This window comes from Streptomyces sp. NPDC085596, assembly GCF_044541565.1.
GTDB lineage: Bacteria > Actinomycetota > Actinomycetes > Streptomycetales > Streptomycetaceae > Streptomyces.
The window spans coordinates 85878-105803 of record NZ_JBITTC010000004.1 but is presented as its reverse complement, the minus strand read 5'-3'; the positions used below and the strand labels follow the sequence as shown (position 1 = coordinate 105803).

The 19926-nt window shown below is 73.4% G+C and carries 19 protein-coding genes; 13 read left to right on the top strand and 6 right to left on the bottom strand.

What is annotated here, in order from left to right; translation table 11 throughout:
* Position 1 precedes the first annotated feature (1 nt).
* The 8 genes from bioD to ACIGA3_RS13565 all read left to right on the top strand — a co-directional run bounded on the left by bioD (position 2) and on the right by ACIGA3_RS13565 (position 10112).
* Positions 2 to 721, top strand: a complete 720-nt coding sequence (gene bioD, locus ACIGA3_RS13600; protein WP_399714270.1) for a dethiobiotin synthase — start codon at positions 2 to 4, stop codon at positions 719 to 721.
* Between the two features lie 202 nt (positions 722 to 923).
* Positions 924 to 1736, top strand: a complete 813-nt coding sequence (locus ACIGA3_RS13595) for an ABC transporter ATP-binding protein (RefSeq protein ID WP_399714267.1) — start codon at positions 924 to 926, stop codon at positions 1734 to 1736.
* Between the two features lie 5 nt (positions 1737 to 1741).
* Complete coding sequence (locus tag ACIGA3_RS13590; protein ID WP_399714264.1) at positions 1742 to 4309, top strand: ABC transporter permease; 2568 nt, start codon at positions 1742 to 1744, stop codon at positions 4307 to 4309.
* 212 nt (positions 4310 to 4521) lie between these two features.
* Complete coding sequence (locus ACIGA3_RS13585) at positions 4522 to 6207, top strand: DEAD/DEAH box helicase (protein ID WP_399714261.1); 1686 nt, start codon at positions 4522 to 4524, stop codon at positions 6205 to 6207.
* A gap of 91 nt (positions 6208 to 6298) precedes the next feature.
* The gene (locus tag ACIGA3_RS13580) at positions 6299 to 6724 is read left to right on the top strand and encodes a GNAT family N-acetyltransferase (RefSeq protein WP_399714259.1); all 426 of its coding nucleotides are present in this window, start codon (positions 6299 to 6301) and stop codon (positions 6722 to 6724) included.
* Positions 6725 to 6885: 161 nt separating this feature from the next.
* On the top strand, positions 6886 to 8241 hold the full coding sequence (locus tag ACIGA3_RS13575) for a hemolysin family protein (RefSeq protein ID WP_399714256.1): 1356 nt from the start codon (positions 6886 to 6888) through the stop codon (positions 8239 to 8241).
* Positions 8238 to 9251, top strand: a complete 1014-nt coding sequence (locus tag ACIGA3_RS13570; RefSeq protein ID WP_399714255.1) for a hemolysin family protein — start codon at positions 8238 to 8240, stop codon at positions 9249 to 9251. Before ACIGA3_RS13575 ends, ACIGA3_RS13570 begins: the two co-directional genes overlap by 4 nt.
* A gap of 69 nt (positions 9252 to 9320) precedes the next feature.
* A complete protein-coding gene (locus tag ACIGA3_RS13565; RefSeq protein ID WP_399714253.1) occupies positions 9321 to 10112 on the top strand; it encodes an SGNH/GDSL hydrolase family protein in 792 nt (263 codons plus the stop codon).
* A gap of 72 nt (positions 10113 to 10184) precedes the next feature.
* Here the strand turns inward: ACIGA3_RS13565 and ACIGA3_RS13560 are convergent, their stop codons facing one another.
* Together ACIGA3_RS13560 and ACIGA3_RS13555 are read right to left on the bottom strand one after the other, a co-directional pair.
* Positions 10185 to 10883, bottom strand: a complete 699-nt coding sequence (locus tag ACIGA3_RS13560) for a class F sortase (RefSeq protein ID WP_399714250.1) — start codon at positions 10881 to 10883, stop codon at positions 10185 to 10187.
* Positions 10884 to 10898: 15 nt separating this feature from the next.
* Positions 10899 to 11390, bottom strand: a complete 492-nt coding sequence (locus ACIGA3_RS13555) for a sortase (RefSeq protein WP_399714248.1) — start codon at positions 11388 to 11390, stop codon at positions 10899 to 10901.
* Between the two features lie 319 nt (positions 11391 to 11709).
* Between ACIGA3_RS13555 and purB the strand changes: the two genes are divergently transcribed.
* Positions 11710 to 13152, top strand: coding sequence for an adenylosuccinate lyase (purB, locus tag ACIGA3_RS13550; RefSeq protein ID WP_399714247.1), 1443 nt, complete (start codon positions 11710 to 11712; stop codon positions 13150 to 13152).
* Positions 13149 to 13709: a G/U mismatch-specific DNA glycosylase gene (mug, locus tag ACIGA3_RS13545; RefSeq protein WP_399715375.1), complete on the top strand. Its 561-nt coding sequence runs from the start codon at positions 13149 to 13151 to the stop codon at positions 13707 to 13709. Before purB ends, mug begins: the two co-directional genes overlap by 4 nt.
* Here the strand turns inward: mug and ACIGA3_RS13540 are convergent.
* From ACIGA3_RS13540 to ACIGA3_RS13530, 3 genes are read right to left on the bottom strand one after another with little or no spacing between them, the layout of a single operon-like run.
* Complete coding sequence (locus ACIGA3_RS13540) at positions 13687 to 14088, bottom strand: hypothetical protein (RefSeq protein ID WP_399714244.1); 402 nt, start codon at positions 14086 to 14088, stop codon at positions 13687 to 13689. The two genes, mug and ACIGA3_RS13540, sit on opposite strands and share 23 nt — an antisense overlap.
* 41 nt (positions 14089 to 14129) lie before the next feature.
* Entirely contained in the window at positions 14130 to 14840 is a 711-nt protein-coding gene (locus ACIGA3_RS13535; RefSeq protein WP_399714242.1) for an ABC transporter permease, read from the bottom strand.
* A gap of 2 nt (positions 14841 to 14842) precedes the next feature.
* Positions 14843 to 15763 carry an ATP-binding cassette domain-containing protein gene (locus ACIGA3_RS13530; RefSeq protein ID WP_399714240.1) on the bottom strand — a complete coding sequence of 307 codons (921 nt, stop codon included), beginning with the start codon at positions 15761 to 15763 and terminating at the stop codon, positions 14843 to 14845.
* 107 nt (positions 15764 to 15870) lie between these two features.
* On the opposite strand from ACIGA3_RS13530, the gene ACIGA3_RS13525 reads away from it, so the two are divergent.
* The 3 genes from ACIGA3_RS13525 to ACIGA3_RS13515 all read left to right on the top strand — a co-directional run bounded on the left by ACIGA3_RS13525 (position 15871) and on the right by ACIGA3_RS13515 (position 19013).
* A complete protein-coding gene (locus ACIGA3_RS13525; RefSeq protein ID WP_399715371.1) occupies positions 15871 to 17025 on the top strand; it encodes a sensor histidine kinase in 1155 nt (384 codons plus the stop codon).
* 96 nt (positions 17026 to 17121) lie between these two features.
* Positions 17122 to 17775, top strand: coding sequence for a response regulator (locus ACIGA3_RS13520; protein WP_399714238.1), 654 nt, complete (start codon positions 17122 to 17124; stop codon positions 17773 to 17775).
* 86 nt (positions 17776 to 17861) lie between these two features.
* Entirely contained in the window at positions 17862 to 19013 is a 1152-nt protein-coding gene (locus tag ACIGA3_RS13515; protein WP_399714235.1) for an ROK family protein, read from the top strand.
* 58 nt (positions 19014 to 19071) lie between these two features.
* Here the strand turns inward: ACIGA3_RS13515 and ACIGA3_RS13510 are convergent, their stop codons facing one another.
* A complete protein-coding gene (locus tag ACIGA3_RS13510) occupies positions 19072 to 19830 on the bottom strand; it encodes a GntR family transcriptional regulator (RefSeq protein ID WP_399714232.1) in 759 nt (252 codons plus the stop codon).
* Between the last annotated feature and the right edge of the window lie 96 nt (positions 19831 to 19926).

The window sequence follows — 19926 nt, the reverse complement described above, 5'->3', positions numbered from 1 at the left end:
CATGCCGGTACTGGTGATCACGGGCACGGGCACGGAGATCGGCAAGACGATGGTGACGGCCGCCGTGGCGGCCGCCGCCCTCGCGGCCGGCCACTCGGTGGCCGTCCTGAAGCCCGCCCAGACGGGGGTACGCCCGGACGAACGCGGCGACGCCGACGAGGTGGCCCGCCTCGCGGGCCCGGTCACGGCCCGCGAACTGGCCCGCTACCCCGACCCGTTGGCCCCCGCCACGGCCGCCCGCCGCTCCAGCCTCCCTCCGGTACGCCCGCACGACGTGGCCGAGGCCGCCGCCAAACTGGCCACCGACCACGACCTGGTCCTGGTCGAGGGCGCGGGCGGCCTCCTGGTCCGCTTCGACCCCGAGGGCGGCACGCTGGCGGACGCGGCGGCACTACTGGACGCCCCGGTCCTCCTGGTCGCACCGGCGGCCCTGGGCACGCTGAACGCGACGGAACTGACGGCACGCGAACTAAGGCGACGCGAGCTGGAGTTGACCGGCGTGGTGATCGGCTCCTGGCCCGCCTCCCCCGACCTGGCCACCCGCTGCAACGTGACCGACCTGCCGGAGGTGGCCGGAGCGGACCTCCTCGGCGCGCTCCCGCAGGGCACGGGCAGCCTGCCCCCGACGGACTTCCGCACCCGGGCGCCCGGCTGGCTGGCGCCCCGGCTCTGGGGGACGTGGGGCGCGGAGGTGTTCCGGGGGCGGGAGGGCGCGGGGTAGGACCGGCTGACGGCGCGCCCTCGCGCTTCGGTCGAGCCGGAGCCGTCGCGCAAACAACTCACCCCACGACCGCTTATGGATTTCTCCGCTCTTGCATCCACCGCTCCACCGATTGCCGAACACCGTTTCAGGTGTGGTTCGGGTCACACTAGGCTCGGCCATGGCCGAGGAGTCGGGATGTCTAGGCGACGGGGAGACCATCTTGTTCACATCTGCTGCTCAGGACGCGCCGGGTGCGGTGCCGGGCCAGGGGACGGTGGCCCGTGCTCGTGGGCTGACCAAGGCGTACGGCACCGGTGAGACGGCCGTGATCGCGCTGGACTCGGTGGACGTGGACATCGCGCGCGGGCGGTTCACCGCCGTGATGGGGCCGTCCGGGTCGGGCAAGTCCACGCTGATGCACTGCCTGGCGGGGCTGGACACGGTCTCGGCCGGTCAGGTGTGGCTCGGGGACACCGAGATCACGGGGCTGAAGGACGGCGAGCTGACCAGGCTGCGCCGGGACCGGATCGGGTTCGTCTTCCAGTCGTTCAACCTGATCCCCACGCTGACGGCGGCGGAGAACATCACGCTGCCCATGGACATCGCGGGCAGCCGGCCGGATGCCGGCTGGGTGGACCAGGTGATCGACCGGCTGGGTCTGCGCGACCGCCTCGGTCACCGCCCGGCGCAGCTGTCCGGCGGCCAGCAGCAGCGCGTCGCCTGTGCGCGGGCGCTGGCCTCGCAGCCGGAGCTGATCTTCGCGGACGAGCCCACCGGCAACCTGGACTCGCGCTCGGGGCTCGAGGTGCTGGGCTTCCTGCGCAGCGCGGTGGACGACCTCGGGCAGAGCGTGGTCATGGTCACGCACGACCCCGGCGCGGCCGCCCACTCCGATCTGGTGCTCTTCCTCGGCGACGGCAGGATCGTGGACCGGATGGAGCGGCCCACGGCGGACGCCGTGCTGGAGCGGATGAAGGCGTTCGACGTGGTCCGGGGCCGGCTCGGCGACGACGCCGTGGCGCAGGAGGACTGAACCCCGTGCTCAAGGCGACTCTGCGAAGTTTTCTCGCGCACAAGGGGCGGCTGGCGCTCTCCGCGCTGGCCGTCGTGCTGTCCGTGGCGTTCGTCTCGGGCAGTCTGATCTTCTCCGACACGGTGACCCGTACCTTCGACCGGCTGTTCGCCTCCACCGCGGCGGATGTGACGGTCGGCCCGAAGCAGGACCTGCGCTCCCCGGTGCCGGGCGGCGGGGTGCAGACGGTGCCCGCGGACCTCGAGGGCCGGGTGGTGAAGGTCCCCGGCGTCGCGTCGGCGCACGCGGACGTGTCGGTGCAGAACATCACGGTGATCGACAGCCGGAACCGGTCCGTCGGGCCGACCACGGGCGCCCCGACGATCGCCACCTCCTGGTACGTGACCGACCGCAGCCCGGTGGAGCTGACCTCCGGTCACGCGCCGCGCGGCGCGGGCGAGGCGCTGCTCGACGCGGACACCGCGGACAAGAAGCACGTGACGATCGGCGACGCGCTGACCGTGCAGGCGCAGCCGGGGACGTTCCGGGTGCGGGTCGTGGGCATCGCCACGTTCCGGACCACCAACCCCGGCGCGGCGCTGGTCTTCCTGGACCCGGCCACGGCCGGGCGGCAGCTGCTGGGCTCGGCGGACCGGGCCACCGCCATCTCGGTGGAGGCGGCGCCGGGTGTCACCGACCCGGAGCTGAAGAACCGGGTCGCCGCCGCGATCGGCAGGGGCGGCTACGAGTTGAAGACCGCCGCCGAGCAGGCCAAGTCGGCGGCGGCGAACCTCGGCGGGTTCCTCGACGTCATCAAGTACGTGATGCTGGGCTTCGCCGGGATCGCGGTGCTCGTCGGCATCTTCCTGATCGTCAACACCTTCTCGATGCTGATCGCGCAGCGCACCCGTGAGCTGGGCCTGCTGCGGGCGCTGGGCGCGGACCGGCGGCAGGTGCGGCGGTCGGTGCTGCTGGAGGCGCTGCTGCTCGGGGTGGTGGGCTCCACGCTGGGGCTCGCGGCCGGGATCGGGCTGGCGTACGGGCTGATCCGGCTGATGAGCCTGTTCGGGATGAACCTGAAGGCCACGGAGATGGTGATCGGCTGGGGCACGCCGGTCGCGGCGTACGTGGTCGGGGTGGGCGTCACCTTCGTCGCCGCGTATCTGCCCGCGCGCCGGGCGGCGATGGTGTCGCCGATGGCGGCGCTGTCGGACGCGGAGATCGCCGGGATCGACAAGCCGCTGACCGGCCGGGCCGTCGCGGGCGCGGTCATGGGCGTGGCCGGAGCCGCGGCGCTGGCCGGCTGCGTGGCGGCGACGAAGGCCGCTCCGGCGGCCTCGCTGCTGGCGCTCGGGGTGATCCTGACGCTGATCGCCATGGTGATCGCCGGGCCGCTGCTGGTGCGGCCGGTGATCCGGGTACTGGGCGGCGCGTTCCCGGCGCTGTTCGGTTCGGTGGGCCGGATGAGCCAGCGCAACGCGCTGCGCAATCCGCGGCGTACGGGTGCCACGGCGGCGGCGCTGATGGTGGGGCTCGCGCTGGTCGGCGGGATGTCGGTGGCCAGCGCCTCGATGTCGGCCTCGTTCGACCGGCAGATCGACCGCACTCTCGGGGCCGACTTCATCGTGCAGAGCACCAACTTCACGCCGTTCAGCGACGATGTGCGGCGCACGGTGCTCGGCACCGAGGGCGTCGGGCTCGTCGTACCGCAGCGGATCACGCCGCTCGCGGTGCGGATGCCGGACGGCCGGCGGGTGCCGACGACGGCCGCGGCCTACGGCCCGCGCCTGGACGACGTCGTGCACCTCACCTACGCCCGCGGCGGCACCGGGGCCGCGCTGGCCGACGGGCGGCTGGCGATGGACGCCGGGTTCGCGCGGGACCACGGCGCGCGGGTCGGCAGCGTGCTGCCGGTCGAGTTCCCCGGCGGACGCCAGGCGCGGCTGACGGTGGGGGCGCTCACCAACCTGGAGTCGCCGGAGGGCTTCGGCACGCAGGGCGGGATCTTCCTGGGCCTCGGCACGGTGGACAAGTACGTGCCCGGCGGCCAGGACTCGGTGCTCTACGTCAACGCCGCCGCCGGCACCGACGCGGCCGGGCTGCGGTCCTCCCTGGAGTCGGCGCTCAAGCCGTATCCGCAGCTCCAGGTACGCGACCAGGCCGACTACAAGAAGCTGGTGCACGACCAGATCTCGGTGCTGCTGTACCTGGTGTACGCGCTGCTCGGGCTGGCGATCGTCATCGCGGTGCTCGGGGTGGTCAACACCCTCGCGCTGTCGGTGGTGGAGCGCACCCGTGAGATCGGGCTGCTGCGGGCGATCGGGCTGAGCAGGCGGCAGTTGCGCCGGATGATCCGGCTGGAGTCGGTGGTGATCGCCGTGTTCGGCGCGGTGCTCGGGCTCGCGCTGGGGCTGGTGTGGGGCGTGTGCGGTCAGCAGGTGCTGGCACTGCGCGGGATGAAGGAGCTCCAGGTGCCCTGGGGCACCATCGTCGCCGTGGTGATCGGCTCGGCGGTGGTGGGCGTGGTGGCGGCCCTGCTCCCGGCGCTGCGGGCCTCGCGCATGAACGTGCTGGCCGCGATCGCCCACGAGTGATCCGGCCCGGGCCGGTCGGGTGGCGGGTTTCCGTCCGGCACGGCACGGTATAGATGGTCCGTACCGCGTGATCTGCAAGGGGGCGCGTCCCGGCGCGGACTTCGGGCTCGTACACCGGGTCCGGGCGTCGTCCGGGCCGAGCCCGGCCGGCCACCAACCCCTTGGACCCCGGGTCCGGGTATCGCGTCCCCCAGCCGGAAAAGGGATGCGCCATGACGACTAACGCCAGCGAGGGGCAGGTCGGGTTCGCCGATCTCGACCTGGCCCCCGAGATCCAGCGGGCGCTGACCGCGCTCGGCTACGAGGAGCCCACGCCGATCCAGCAGGAGGCCATCCCGCCCCTGCTGGCGGGCAACGACCTGCTGGGGCAGGCGGCCACGGGAACCGGCAAGACCGCCGCGTTCGCGCTGCCGGTGATCCAGCGCATCGCCCGCGACGGCAAGGGCAAGGGGCCCAGCGCCCTGGTGCTGGTGCCGACCCGCGAGCTGGCCATCCAGGTCTCGGAGGCCGTGCACCGCTACGGCACCGACCTCGGCGTACGCGTGCTGCCGGTCTACGGCGGGCAGCCCATCGGCCGGCAGCTGCGCGAGCTCCAGCGCGGTGTGGACGTGGTGGTGGCGACGCCGGGCCGCGCGCTGGACCACATCGCGCGCGGCACCCTGAACCTGGCCGACCTGCGCACGGTCGTGCTGGACGAGGCCGACGAGATGCTGGACATGGGTTTCTCGGAGGACATCGACTCGATCCTGGACAACGTGCCGGAGCAACGGCAGACGGTGCTCTTCTCGGCGACGATGCCCGCGCGGATCGACTCCATGGCACGCAAGCACCTCAGCGACCCGGTCCGGGTGCGGATCGAGCGGGAGGCCCCCGCGCCCGGCGAGGCGCCGCGCGTGCGGGAGTCGGCGTACATCGTGGGGCGGGCGCAGAAGGCCGCCGCGCTCGGGCGGCTGCTGGACGTGGAGTCCCCGGAGGCGGCGATCGTGTTCTGCCGCACCCGTGACCAGGTCGACCAGCTCTCCGAGACCCTGAACGGCCGCGGCTACCGCGCCGAGGCGCTGCACGGCGGGCTGAGCCAGGAGCAGCGGGACCGGGTGATGGGCCGGCTGCGCGGCGGTACGGCGGATCTGCTGGTCGCCACCGATGTCGCGGCCCGCGGCATCGACGTCGAGCACCTGACGCATGTGATCAATTACGACGTGCCGTCCGCGCCGGAGTCGTATGTGCACCGGATCGGGCGGGTCGGGCGCGCGGGGCGCGAGGGTGTGGCGATCACGCTGGCGGAGCCTCGGGAGTCCCGGATGCTCAAGGCGATCGAGCGGGCGACCGGCCGGAAGGTCCCGCTCGAGAAGGTGCCCTCGGTCGCGGATCTGCGGGCCAGGCGGCTGGAGCTGACGCGGGCCGCGCTGCAGGAGAGCCTGCTCCAGGACGAGGACCTGGACCGGTTCCGGGTGGTGGTGGAGACCCTCGGGGACGAGTTCGACGTGATGGACGTGGCGCTGGCGGCGGTGAAGCTGGCCCATGAGTCGGGCGGCGCGGCGTTCGACGAGGAGGAGATCCCGGAGCTGGCGCCGAGGGACCGGGACCGCGGGGACCGAGGCCGTGACCGCGACCGGGGGCCGCGCGCGCGTCGGCCCCAGCGGTCCTCGCCGGGGATGACTCGGCTGTTCGTCGGGGCCGGGCGCAGTTCGGGTGTGCGGCCGCAGGACCTGGTCGGCGCCATCGCCGGTGAGACCCGGCTGAGCGGGCGGGACATCGGGGCGATCGAGATCGCGGACCGCTTCTCGCTGGTGGAGGTGCCCGAGGAGGCGGCGGACGACGTGGTGCGCGCGATGCGCGGCGCCAACGTCAAGGGGCGCAAGGCCCCGGTGCGCCGGGAGCGGGACCAGGCCCGCTGACAGCGATGGGCCGGGCGCCTCTCCGGGCGCCCGGTCTCGCCTACCGGAAACTCTCTGGCCCGTCGGCCGGGCGCTCTGCTTGGCTCGGGTCATGAGCGATCCGTACATCCGTCACGCCACCCCCCAGGACATCGACGCCGTGCTGCGGTTCTGGGGCGATGCGGCCGAGGGCACGAGCATCAGCGACGATCACGCCGGGGTGGCCCGGCTCATCGAACGGGACCCAAAGGCCCTGCTCCTCGCGGAGCTGGACGGGGCCCTGGTGGGCACGGTCATCGCGGGGTTCGACGGCTGGCGGTGCTCCGCCTACCGGCTCGCGGTGCACCCCGGCCACCGCCGCCGGGGCATCTCCAGGTCACTGCTGGCGGCCGCCGAGGACCGGTTCGCCGCACTGGGCGGGCGCCGCGTGGACGCGATGGTGCTGGTCCGCAACGAGACGGCGCATCATGCCAGGAGCGCGGCGGGGTATGGGCCGGAGGAGAAGTGGCGCCGCTGGGTCAAGCCGCTCACCGGCTGAGCTCCGGCGAGGCCACTTTGCTGATCCTTTACCATTGAGGCGGCATCTCGGCACTCGATGAAAGGTTGTGAGCGTCCACCCATGGGCGACCCTCCCAGTCCGCGCCACCGACATCGCGCGGTCCACCCCGTCCTGACCGATCCTGGGACGGAGGTGACCCGATGACCGAAGTGCTGCTCCTGCTGGTGGCGATCCTGCTGTCGCTCGCCTGCGGCGCCTTCGTGGCGGCCGAGTTCTCGCTGACCACGGTCGAGCGCGGCGAACTGGAGCGGGCCGCGGCGCGTGGCGAGCGCGGTGCCTCCGGCGCGCTGAAGGCCGTACGCAGCCTCACGTTCCAGCTCTCCGGCGCCCAGCTCGGCATCACCGTCACCAACCTGGTCGTCGGCATGCTCGCCGAGCCGTCCATCGCCACGCTGCTCTCGGGGCCGTTCCGCGCGATGGGTCTCTCCGCCACCGCGGCGAGCTCGGCCGCGCTGGTCCTGGGCACCGCGCTGTCGACGGTGTTCCTGATGGTGGTCGGCGAACTGGTGCCGAAGAACTGGGCCATCTCCTCGCCGCTGGCGGTGGCCAAGCGGGTGGGGACGCCGCAGCGCTGGTTCAGCCTGGCCTTCCGCCCCTTCATCACGCATCTCAACAACACCGCCAACCGCGTGGTGCGCCGCTTCGGCCTGGAGCCCGCCGAGGAGCTGGCGTCCGCGCGCGGCCCGCAGGAACTGGTGGCGCTCGCCCGGCACTCCGCGAAGGCGGGCGCGCTGGAGCCGGACACCGCCGAGCTGTTCGTGCGCACACTGAACCTCGCCGACCTGACGGCGGAGAACGTGATGACCCCGCGCGTCCAGGTCGTCGCCCTCGACACGAAGGCCACCTGCGAGGACGTGGCGAACGCGACGCGGGCCACCGGTCTGTCCCGCTTCCCGGTCTACCAGGGCAACCTGGACTCGGTCGTGGGCGTCGCCCACATCAAGGACGTACTGGCGCTGCCCGCCGAGGACCGCCCCCTCCGCCCGGTCACCGAGATCATGCGCGAACCCCTGCTGGTCCCGGAGTCACTGACCGTGGACCGGCTGCTGGACCGGCTGTCGGGCAAGCGCACCATGGCCGTCGTCATAGACGAGTACGGCGGCACGGCGGGCGTGGCGACGCTGGAGGACATCGTCGAGGAGGTCGTCGGCGAGGTCCGCGACGAGCACGACCCGCACGAGACCCCCGACCTGGCGCCCGCCGGCACCGATGACCAGGGCCGCGCCCTGTACTCGGCGGACGGCGCGGCCCGCACCGACCAGCTGGCGCGGGTGGGCCTGCGGGTGCCCGAGGGTCCGTACGAGACGCTGGCCGGGCTGGTCGCCACCGAGCTGGGCCGCATCCCGGAGATCGGGGACAGCGTCGAGGCCGGCGGCTGGCGGCTGGACGTGGTGGACGCCTCCGGGCACCGGGCCGCGCGGGTGCTGCTGCACGCGCCGGCGGCGGACCCGTCGCACGGCAGGCACGCCGACGAACCGACGGAGAGGACGCGATGATCGCCGTACCGCTGTTGATCGGCCTGGCGACCCTCGTCGTCAACGCCTTCTTCGTGGGCGCCGAGTTCGCGCTGATCTCGGTGCGCCGCTCACAGGTCGAGCCGCTGGCCCAGGAGGGCGACAAGCGGGCCCGGCGGGTGGTGTGGGGGCTGGAGCACGTGTCGGCGCTGATGGCCGCCGCCCAGCTCGGCATCACGCTGTGCACGCTGGTGCTCGGTGTGGTCGCGGAGCCGGCCATCGCGCATCTGCTGGAGCCGGTGTTCCACGCGGCCGGGGTGCCCTCGGGCGCCGGGCACGCGGTGTCCTTCGTGATCGCGCTGACCCTGGCCACCTATCTGCACATGCTGCTGGGCGAGATGGTGCCCAAGAACATCGCGCTGGCCGAACCGGTGCGCACCGCGCTGCTGCTCGGCCCGCCGCTGGTGGCGGTGGCCCGCGCCCTGCGCCCGGTGATCTTCACGATCAACGCCTTCGCCAACGGGCTGCTGAAGCTGCTGCGGGTGGAGGCCAAGGACGAGGTGTCCGCGACGTTCACCGACACCGAGCTGGCCGAGATCGTCAAGGACGCCACCGAGGCGGGCCTGATCGACGGCCGGGCGCAGGAGCGGCTGCACGACGCGCTGGAGCTGGGCAGCCGCCCGGTCCGGGACGTGGTGGTACCGCTGGAGCGGGTGGTCTACGCCGGCGTCGGCGTCACCCCGGAGCAGCTGGAGCGGCTGTCGGCCGAGTCGGGGTTCTCCCGGTTCCCGGTGGTCGACGTGGGGCGCCGGATCGTGGGCTATCTCCATGTGAAGGACGCGCTGGACGCCTCGCCGCGCGATGTGCCGTTCCGGCTGCGCGACATGCGGCCGATCGCGCGGGTACGGGAGAGCTCCCCGCTGGACGACGTGCTGACCGCGATGCGCGGCAGCCGTACGCATGTGGCGGCGGTGACCGGCGCGGACGGGAAGCTGGCCGGTCTGGTGACCATGGAGGACGTGCTGCGGGAGCTGTTCGGGCAGCCCGCCTGAGGCGGCACCGAGGCTGGGTACGGGGGCACCGACCGGTGGGTATGGCGCCGGGATACCATCTCTGTCGCCATGCAGACGAATTTCACACCTCCCGCGTACACCAGCCTCGTCGCCGTGGGCGACTCCTTCACCGAGGGCATGTCGGACCTGCTGCCCGACGGCTCCTACCGAGGCTGGGCGGACCTCCTCGCGGCCCGGATGGCCGCCCGCGTCCCCGGTTTCCGGTACGCCAACCTGGCGGTGCGCGGGAAGCTGATCCAGCAGATCGTCGACGAGCAGGTCGGCCTGGCGGCCGCGATGCGGCCCGACGTGATCACGCTGGTCGGCGGGCTCAACGACACCCTGCGGCCCAAGTGCGACATGGTCCGGGTACGGGACCTGCTGACCGAGGCCGTGGAGCGGCTGGCGCCGAACTGCGAGCGGCTGGTGCTGATGCGCAGCCCCGGCCGCCAGGGCCCGGTGCTGGACCGGTTCCGGCCGCGCATGGAGGAGCTGTTCACCTGCGTCGACGAGCTGGCCGCCAAGCACGACGCGGTGGTGGTCGACCTGTACGGCGCGCCGTCGCTGGCCGACCCGCGCCTGTGGGACGTGGACCGGCTGCACCTCACGCACGAGGGGCACCGCCGGGTGGCGGAGGCGGTCTGGCAGTCGCTCGGCCACGACGCCGAGGACGCGGAGTGGCGCACTCCCCTGGCCGCGACCCCGCCGCCGGGCTGGCGGGCCCGCCGGGTCGAGGACGTCCGCTTCACCCGCCAGTACCTGCTGCCGTGGATAGCCCGCCGCCTCACCGGCCGCTCCTCCGGCGACGGCCTCCCGGCGAAGCGTCCCGAGCTGCTGCCGTACGAGGGGCCGGCCGCCTGAGGCACCCGGCGGTCCGCGGAACCCGGCCGAGATCCGGAACGCGCCCCGTACACACGAGTAGCGCCGCTCGGCCTACGTCACCGCGGTCAGCGTCGCGTAGACCACGACGTTGCTCTGATAGCCGGTGCCCTTGACGTAGCGGCCGCCGCAGGTGATCAACCGGAGTTCGGGCCGGCCGGTACTGCCGTAGACCTTCTCGCTGGGGAACTTCTTCCGGTCGTGGAGCTCGACGGCGCGGACGGTGAACACCGCTGTCCGCCGGTCCGCCCGGCTGATCTCGATGGTCGCGCCCTCGGTCAGGTCGCCGAGGTCGTAGAAGACGCCGGGACCGCCGGTGGGGGTGTCCACATGCCCGGTGGCGATGGCAGTTCCCGCCGAGCCGGGAGCCGTGCCGTCGCCGTACCAGCCGGCGACGCCGGGGCTTGACGCGGCCGGGGTCCGCAGTGCCCCGGCCGCGTCGAGGCCCACTCGTGCCATCGGCGCGTTCACGCCGATGGCACCGATCCGCAGCCGGACCGGCTCCGCGGGAGGCAGCGCGGAGACCGCAAGGCGGGCGGGGTCCGCAGAGGCCCCCGGGAGGCGGCCGGAGTCCACAGCGGTCGAGCCCGCCTGCGGCGGCCGGCGCTGGGACGGGCCCTCGTCGCTCACGCCGGAGATCAGCAGCACCGCACCCGCCGCCATGGCGCAGGCCAGACCGAGCCGTGCGCAGAGGTACGGATCACGGGAAGCCCTGATACGGCGTCCGAGTCCCAGCCCGAGTCCGGGTGCCATCGCCAGGCTCGACGATCAGGCTCGGATGTCGTCCGGGCGGCGGCGCATCAGCACCAGCCCTCCGGCGGCGGCCGTGGCCAGCAGCCCGCCGCCCAGGGCGAGCCCCACGCCGGTGTCCTCGGCCGGCCCGAATCCGGCGTTGACCGAGCCCTTCGGAGAGTGACCGGTGACCTGGTACGTCTCCGTGACCTTGGTCAGCGGCGGACACTTCAGGGTGACGGTGTCACTGCCCGCCCTGGCTCCTTCCGGGATCTGGAACTCACCGGTGAGCTCCCCCTCCTCGTCACCTTCGAAGAGGTGGAAATCCCCGCCCATCTCCGACCGGCCCTTGCCGTAGTCCGCGTCGGGGTCGCAGGCGCTCGTACTGACCGTGACCGTGGAGCCCGGGGCGGCGTTCCACGGGTCGATACGGACATCCGAGTCCTCGCCGGCGGCAGCGACCGGGATCTGTAGTCCGAGGGCACCGAGAGCCAGGCCGATACCTGCACCTATGTGTCTGTAACGCATGCGAATCCTCCAACGGAACGGTGTCCGGCCTACCCGGCGCGGCGCATCTTTCGCGCTCTACCCACGAGGCAACCGACAGCCCGCGGGTTCCGCAACCTGGCGCATCGCCACATATGTCGCCCAGTCAGGTGCCAAGACGGTCCCCCTCGGTCCCCCTGTGCAGGTCACCGACGCGGAGATCATCGACAGCGACCACCCGCCGCCCCGTCGCCATCATGGTGAATGGCCGCCATGACGATGGAAGCCGCACGTTCCCGTAGGTTCCTACATCACGTAGGCGGTTATGAGCCTGTATGGACGGACGGTAAGCTTCGTACACGTGACTTCAGCGCCCGCCAAGCCCCGCATCCCCAACGTCCTCGCCGGACGGTACGCCTCGACCGAGCTCGCCACGCTCTGGTCGCCCGAGCAGAAGGTGAGGCTGGAGCGGCAGCTCTGGCTCGCCGTGCTGCGGGCCCAGAAGGACCTGGGCATCGAGGTGCCGGACGAGGCGATCGCCGACTACGAGCGTGTCCTGGACACCGTGGACCTGGCCTCCATCGCCGAGCGCGAGAAGGTCACCCGGCACGATGTGAAGGCGCGGATCGAGGAGTTCAACGACCTCGCCGGGCACGAGCACGTCCACAAGGGCATGACCTCGCGCGACCTGACCGAGAACGTGGAGCAGCTCCAGATCCGGCTCTCCCTGGAGCTGGTCCGCGACCGCACGGTGGCCGTTCTGACCCGCCTCGGCAGGCTGGCCGGCGAGTACGCCGAGCTGGTCATGGCCGGGCGCTCGCACAACGTGGCCGCGCAGGCCACCACCCTGGGCAAGCGCTTCGCCACCGCCGCCGACGAGCTGCTGGTGGCGTACGGCCGGGTGGACGAGCTGCTGGGCCGCTACCCGCTGCGCGGCATCAAGGGCCCGGTCGGCACCGCGCAGGACATGCTGGACCTGCTGGGCGGGGACGCCGCCAAGCTGGCCGAGCTGGAGCAGCGCATCGCGCACCACCTGGGCTTCGGCCAGGCGTTCACCTCGGTCGGCCAGGTCTACCCGCGCTCGCTGGACTACGAGGTCGTCACCGCGCTGGTGCAGCTGGCGGCGGCGCCGTCCTCGCTGGCCAAGACGGTCCGGCTGATGGCCGGGCACGAGCTGGTCACCGAGGGCTTCAAGCCCGGCCAGGTCGGCTCGTCCGCGATGCCGCACAAGATGAACACCCGCTCCTGCGAGCGCGTCAACGGCCTGATGGTGATCCTGCGCGGCTACGCCTCGATGACCGGCGAGCTGGCGGGCGACCAGTGGAACGAGGGCGACGTGTCCTGCTCGGTGGTGCGCCGGGTCGCGCTGCCGGACGCGTTCTTCGCGCTGGACGGCCTGCTGGAGACGTTCCTGACCGTGCTCGACGAGTTCGGCGCCTTCCCGGCCGTCGTCGCCCGCGAGCTGGACCGCTATCTGCCGTTCCTCGCCACCACCAAGGTGCTGATGGGCGCGGTGCGCGCGGGTGTGGGCCGCGAGGTCGCGCACGAGGCGATCAAGGAGAACGCGGTGGCCACCGCGCTCGCCATGCGGGAGCAGGGCGCCGAGCGCAACGACCTGCTGGACAAGCTCGCCGCCGACGACCGGCTCCCGCTGGACCGTGAGCAGCTGGCCGCGCTGATGGCGGACAAGCTGTCCTTCACGGGCGCCGCCGCCGACCAGGTCGGCGTGGTGGTGGGCCGTATCGAGGAGATCGCCAAGCAGCGCCCGGAGGCGGCCGGTTACACCCCCGGAGCGATCCTCTGACCTCCTTCACCCAGGCGGAACTGGAGGCCGCCCGCGACCGTCTCGTCTCCGACGTGCTCGCGGACGGTCTCCATGTTCTGTTCTGCGGCATCAATCCGGGCCTGATGTCGGCGGCCACCGGCCACCACTTCGCCCGCCCCGGCAACCGCTTCTGGCCGGTGCTGCACCGCTCCGGCTTCACCCCGCGCCAACTGAAGCCCGCCGAGGAGCGCGAGCTGCTCTCCTACGGCCTCGGCATCACCAACGTGGTGGCACGGGCGTCGGCCCGCGCGGACGAGCTGTCGCCCGAGGAGTACGTCGAGGGCGGGCGGCTGCTGGCCGCCAAGGTGGAGCGGTACGCGCCCCGTTGGCTGGCCGTGGTCGGGGTGACCGCGTACCGGGCGGCCTTCGGTGACCGGAAGGCCCAAGTGGGCCCGCAGGAGCGGACGTTCGGGGAGACGCGGGTGTGGGTGCTGCCCAACCCGAGCGGCCTGAACGCCCACTGGACGGTGGCGAGCATGGCGGAGGAGTTCGGGCGGTTGCGCGAGGCGGCCCCTAGGACGGCGCTGTACGGGTGACCGTGGCGAGGAGCTGCATCTCGTCCCCCTCGTCCCGGTCGGCCACTCCCACGGCCAGCCACCTGTCCCCCGTCTGCCACAGGTCGAGTTCGTCGGTGCGCAGGCAGAGGGTGGCCCAGGGCTCGGGTATGGACTCGCCGCGTGCGAGCCTGAGCCGGAGGGTGAGCTGACCCCAGGGCGGTGTCTCGCCCCAGCGGGCGGCCAGCCGCTGGGCTATCGCCCGGCGGAGGGCGTGGAGGTCGTCCACCGTCCGGGCGTCGCCCGATCTCAGCCCGTGACCGGTCTCCAGTTCCACGGTGTGGTGCCCGGCCCCGCCCGCCGGGAGGTCCCGCGCGCGGAGCCGGTCGATGGCGGCCAGATGCCGTGCGACGACGTCCATGTGTTCCAGTAAAGCCGCCGCCACTGACAATTGGCGGCGCGTCAGGCGTCCCGCCGCCGCACGCCCCACGCGCCCGCGCCCAGTGCCGCCGCCGTCCACAGCGCGGTCACGGCGAGCCCGGTCCAGGGGCCGAGCGGGCCCTCGGAGGTGCTGTGCAGGGCGAGTTGGCCCGCCCGGTCGGGCAGGAAGTCGGCGGCGCCGGAGGCCAGGTCTCCGACGACGAAGGACACGATCAGCAGGAACGGGATCAGCAGCCCCAGCGTGCCGGCACCGCTGCGCAGCACGGCCGCGAGTCCGGCGGCGAAGAGGGCCATCAGCGTCAGGTACAGCGCGCAGCCGACGGCCCCGCGCAACCCTTCGGCCCAGGTGGGCCCCGACTCCCCCAGCACCGCCCTGCCCACGGCGAGCGTCAGCAGTCCGGTGAGCAGACCCACGGCGAGCACCGGCAGCGCGACGGCGGCCGCCTTCGCGGCGAACCAGCGCGTCCGGTCCGGCACCGCCGCGAGCGTCAGCCGCAGCGCACCGCCCCGGTACTCACCGGACACCGCCAGCGCGCCGAAGGCCACGGCCGCGACCTGACCGAGGCTGACGCCGAAGAACACCGAGTACAGCGGGTCGGAGCGGTCCGGCTGGGCGGCGGTGACCGCCGAGAAAGCCACGGTGACGAGGAGGATCGCGGTCAGGGCGCCGAGCAGCGACCGCAGCGTACGGATCTTGATCCACTCGGCGTGCAGTACGGGGACGAACGGCATGGTCAGACCTCCTGCGGCTGTGCGGTGAACTCGGCCTCGCCGGCCGTCAGATCGAGATACGCCTCTTCCAGGCTCGCTTCCCGCACGGCCAGTTCGAGCACGGGCAGTCCCGCCTCGGCCAGCAGACGCCCGAGGTCGTCCGGGCGCACGTCCCGTACGGTCCATGTGCCGTCCGCCTCCCGCTCGCCCTCGTGCCCGTGCCGGGCGAGGAGCGCGCCGAGCGCGTCGGCGTCGGCGGTGCGGACCCGGACCCGAGGGCGCACGCGGGCGTCGATGAAGTCCCGTACCGGGGTGTCGGCCAGCAGGCGGCCCCGGCCGAGGACGATGAGGTGGTCCGCGAACGCGGCGGTCTCGCCCATCAGATGGCTGGACACCAGGACCGTACGGCCTTCTGCGGCGAGCCCGCGCAGCAGGGTGCGGACCCAGACGATGCCCTCGGGGTCGAGGCCGTTGGCGGGTTCGTCGAGCAGGATCACCTCGGGGTCACCGAGCAGCGCGGCGGCGATGCCGAGCCGCTGGCGCATGCCGAGGGAGAAGGTGCGCACCCGGCGCCGGGCCACGGAGGCGAGGCCGGTCCGCTCCAGTACCTCGCCGACGCGGGCGGCGGGGAGGCGGTTGCTCACGGCGAGGCCCAGCAGATGGTCGTGGGCGGTGCGGGAGCCGTGCGCGGCGTGAGCGTCCAGCAGGGCGCCCACCCGGCGCAGCGGGTCACGGAGTCCGGCGTAGGGGTGGCCGTCGAGGGTGGCGGTGCCGGAGGTGGGGCGGTCGAGGCCGAGGACGAGGCGCATGGTGGTGGACTTGCCCGCGCCGTTGGGGCCGAGGAAGCCGGTCACCCGGCCGGGGCGGACGGTGAGGGTCAGACGGTCGACGGCTCGTCTGCCGCCGTACTCCTTGGTGAGGTCGCGGAGTTCGATGTTGGTCATGGCACGAGCCTCGCCGGGCGGGCGGCCGCGCGCCTCCCCCGTGGGCGGGGACCCGCTCCCCCGTGCGGGGGAGGCCGGGGGCGGTGGCCGGCTGGGACGATGACGGCATGGTCCGCTTCCTGCGCCCGCTGCTGCGCGGGACGACGTACACGCGCCTGCTGCATCTGTGGGTGCCCATGCTGAGCGTCGCGTTCTGGATGTTCATCGACCCGAGGACACCGTGGGCGCCCGCGCTGATCCTCGTCCCGGTCGGGCTGATCGCGGCCGTGCGGCGGGGCGAGGGCGTGCAGGCGCGGCTGCTGCTGACGCCCGGCGAGGCGGAGCCCGGCATCTCCGAGGCTCCGGCGGCGAGTTGGCGGGACCGGGGGCGCACGCTGCTCTGGCTGGAGCTGCGGATGCTGCTCGGCGCGGCGGCCATGTTCGCCACGGTGTGGTTGCCGATCCTCACCTTCGAGCTGGCGAAGTGCGCCTGGGGGCTACCGCCTTCCGGCGTCCCCTTCCTGGACGGCCTCGCGCCACACCGGGCGTACGCCCTGCTGTCCCCGCTCCCGCTCCTCGCGCTGTACGGCGCCGTGCTCGGGTTCGGGGCGCTGATCACCCGGTGTGCGCGGTGGCTGCTCGGGCCGTCGGCGGCCGAGCGGCTGGCCGCGCTGGAGGAGCGGACCGAGCAGTTGCTCGAACGGACGCGGATCGCGAGGGAGTTGCACGACTCGATCGGGCACGCGCTGACCGTGGCCGTGGTGCAGGCGGGTGCCGCGCGGGCGGCCGGCGACCCGGAGTTCACCGGGCGGGCGCTGGCCGCCATCGAGGAGACGGGCCGGGCCGCGCTGGAGGATCTGGAGCGGGTACTCGGGGTGCTGCGCGAGGCGGAACGGCCGGTGAGCGCCCGGCCGACGCTGGCGGACGCGGGCCGCCTGCTGGAGTCGGCGCGGGCCTCGGGTGCGAAGGTGGACTTCGAGGTGACGGGCGCGGTGGAGTCGCTGCCGGGGCCGGTGTCCCGCGAGGGCTACCGCATCCTCCAGGAGGCGCTGACGAACGTCCTGCGGCACGCGGGCACCGTCCCGGTGCGGGTACGAGTGACCGTCGGCGGGCGGGAACTCGCCCTAGAGATAAGCAATCCGCTCACGGCAAGCCTCTCCGCCGCCCGGGGCGGCAGCGGGCTGCGCGGGATTCGGGAGCGGGCCGCGCTGCTCGGCGGCAGCGCCCGTACGGGACCGGAGGCGGGCGACTGGATCGTGCGTGCCGAGCTTCCCTTGGGCTGATCCAGGGCCTGCCTTCCGGATCTCGCCGGGGTCGGCCAGAAGGGCGCCCTCGGCCCGAGCCGGCCAGATCCGGAAGACAGGCCCTACGCTGGCCGGATGCCGGTCACCGTACTCCTCGTCGACGACGAACCCCTGGTCCGCACCGGCCTGCGGGCCGTGCTCGGCGCGCAGAGCGACATCGAGGTGGTCGGCGAGGCGGCCGACGGGGCCGCCGTGATCCCGTTGGTGCGCGCCCTGCGCCCGGACGTGGTCGCGATGGACGTCCGGATGCCGCTGCTGGACGGCATCGAGGCGACCCGCGCGGTACTGCGCACGGTGCCCGATCCGCCCAAGATCCTGGTGATCACCACCTTCGAGGACGACGAGTACGTGTACGAGGCGCTGCGCGCGGGCGCGGACGGGTTCCTGCTGAAGCGGTCCCGCCCGGAGGAGATCGTGCACGCGGTGCGGCTGGTCGCGGCGGGCGACTCGCTGCTGTTCCCCGCGTCGGTAAGGCAGTTGGCCGCTCGGTACGGCCCCGGCCGGGCCCCCGCCGAGCCGCTGGCGGGAGCCCGGCTGACGGAGCGGGAGGCGGAGGTGCTGCGGCTGATGGCGAGCGGGCTGACCAACGCGGAGATCGCCGCCCGGCTGGTGGTCGGGGCGGAGACGGTGAAGTCCCATGTGAGCGCCGTACTGGCGAAGTTGGGTGCGCGGGACCGTACTCAGGCGGTGATCGCCGCCTATGAGTCGGGGTTCGTCGCGCCCGGCTGAGTGTCCCGTGGCGGCCCGGCCCTCGCCGGGGCGGACCGGGCCGAGTACCATCCGCCCCACACGCCCGCGAGCTGGGAGGACGGACCGTGGGGCAGTTGACCGGTGGTGATCCCTCGCTGCTGCGGAGGATCAATTCCGCGGTGGTGCTGCGCGCGCTGCGCGACACCGACTGCGCGACGCTCACGGAGATCACCCGGGCCACCGGGCTGTCCCGGCCCACCGTCGAGGGTGTCGTGGAGGGTCTGGCCGAGGCGGGGCTTGTGGTGGAGCGGGCGGCCGAGGCGGGCACCGCGCGCCGTCAGGGGCGGCCCGCGCGCCGGTTCCGGTTCCGGGCCGAGGCGGGGCATCTGCTGGGGCTGGAGATCGGCGCGCACCGGGTGGTCGCGGTCGTCTCCGACCTGGACGGCCGGGTGCTGGGCACGCAGACCAGGGAGGTCGACGAGAAGGCGCCGGCCGACGAGCGGCTGGAGCGGCTGCGCGCGACGGTCGCCGAGCTGCTGCGGCGGACCGGGGTCGCGCGGAACTCGCTGCGCGCCGTGGGCGTGGGCACGCCGGGCATCGTGGAGGCCGACGGAACGGTTCGCCTGGGCACCGCGCTGCCCCAGTGGACCGGCCTGAGGCTGGGCGAACGGCTCAGCCGCTCCTTCCGGTGCCCGGTGCTGGTGGAGAACGACGCCAACGTGGCCGCCGTGGCCGAGCACTGGCAGGGCGCCGCGAAGGACACCGGCGACGTGGTGTTCGTGCTGGCCGGGCTGAGTCCGGGCGCGGGCTCGCTGATCGGCGGCCGGCTGCACCGGGGGTACGGCGGGGCGGCCGGGGAGATCGGCGCGCTGCATCTGCTGGGCCGGGAGGCGACCCCGGAGACGCTGCTGTCCACCACGGACGAACCGCTGCCGCCGCTGGACGAGCAGGCGGTCACACACGTCTTCGCGCTGGCCCGGGAGGGCGACGGCTCGGCACGGGCGGCGGTGGAACGGTTCATCCAGCGGCTGGTGCACGACGTGGCCGCGCTGGTCCTCGCGCTCGATCCGGAGCTGGTGGTGATCGGCGGCTGGGCGGCCGGCCTGGACGGGGTCCTCGATCCGCTCCGCCGCGAGCTGGCCCGCTACTGCCTGCGGCCCCCCGCCGTGACGCTGTCCCTGCTGGGCGAGGCGGTGGTGGCCACGGGCGCGCTGCGGCTGGCGCTGGACCATGTGGAGCGGCAGCTGTTCGCGGTCGAAAGCGCCGTCGGGGCGTGACGCCGCAACGCCGCGCGCCCCGGTGGGATTCCGGGGCGCGGCGGTGTGTGCGGTGCGGTCAGGAGGCGCGCCGTTCGGGGTCGTGGTGTATCTCGACGTCCGGGGTGTCACCGAAGGTGAGGCGGCAGGTGTCGGCGCGGTAGGTCGCCACGCCGAGCGCGGCGGTGCGGCCCCGCGCCTTGAACCGGGTGGTGACGACGAGGACGGGCGAGCCGGGCAGCCGGTCGAGTTCCTTCGCATCCTCGGCACCGGCCGAGCCGAGCTCCACCGCCCGTTCCTGGCCGTCGAGTTCGAGGCGCTGGAGTTCACGCAGCACCGCACGCGCGCGGGCCGGCCCGGAGGGCGCGTCGATCGCGCTGAGGTCGGGCACCGAGGCGGCCGGGATGTACAGCAGCTCGGTGGCGACCCGCCGGCCCTGCGACATCCGGGACCGGCGTACGAGGTGCACCTCTTCCGCACCGGTGTCCAGGGCCGCCGCGACCGAGGCGGGCGGTACGGCCCGCTCGCAGTCCATGGGCTGCCAGGCGTCGTCACCGGTACCGGGCCAGGTGTGCCGCCCGGTGCCGAGGGCGACGCCGACGCGCGGTGGCGCGACGGTCGTACCGACGCCCCGGCGGCGCTGCAGCCGTCCCTCCAGCTCGAGTTGCTCCAGCGCCTGCCGGAGCGTGGCGCGGGCGACGCCGAACCGGGCGGCGAGATCGCGCTCGTTCGGCAGGATCTCCCCGACCGAGAACTCGGAGTCCAGTGCCTCGCTGAGTACGGTCTTGAGATGCAAGTACTTCGGTTCCGGCACCGTTTCCAGTTGCGTGGTCCCCACCCTGTCCTCCGCAAGTGCCGTGCTCCGGCGGTTTTGGCGCCCTTGTTTATTAAAGGTTGTTGCAGTTCTTTGCGACCATAGGACGGCCCTGATGCT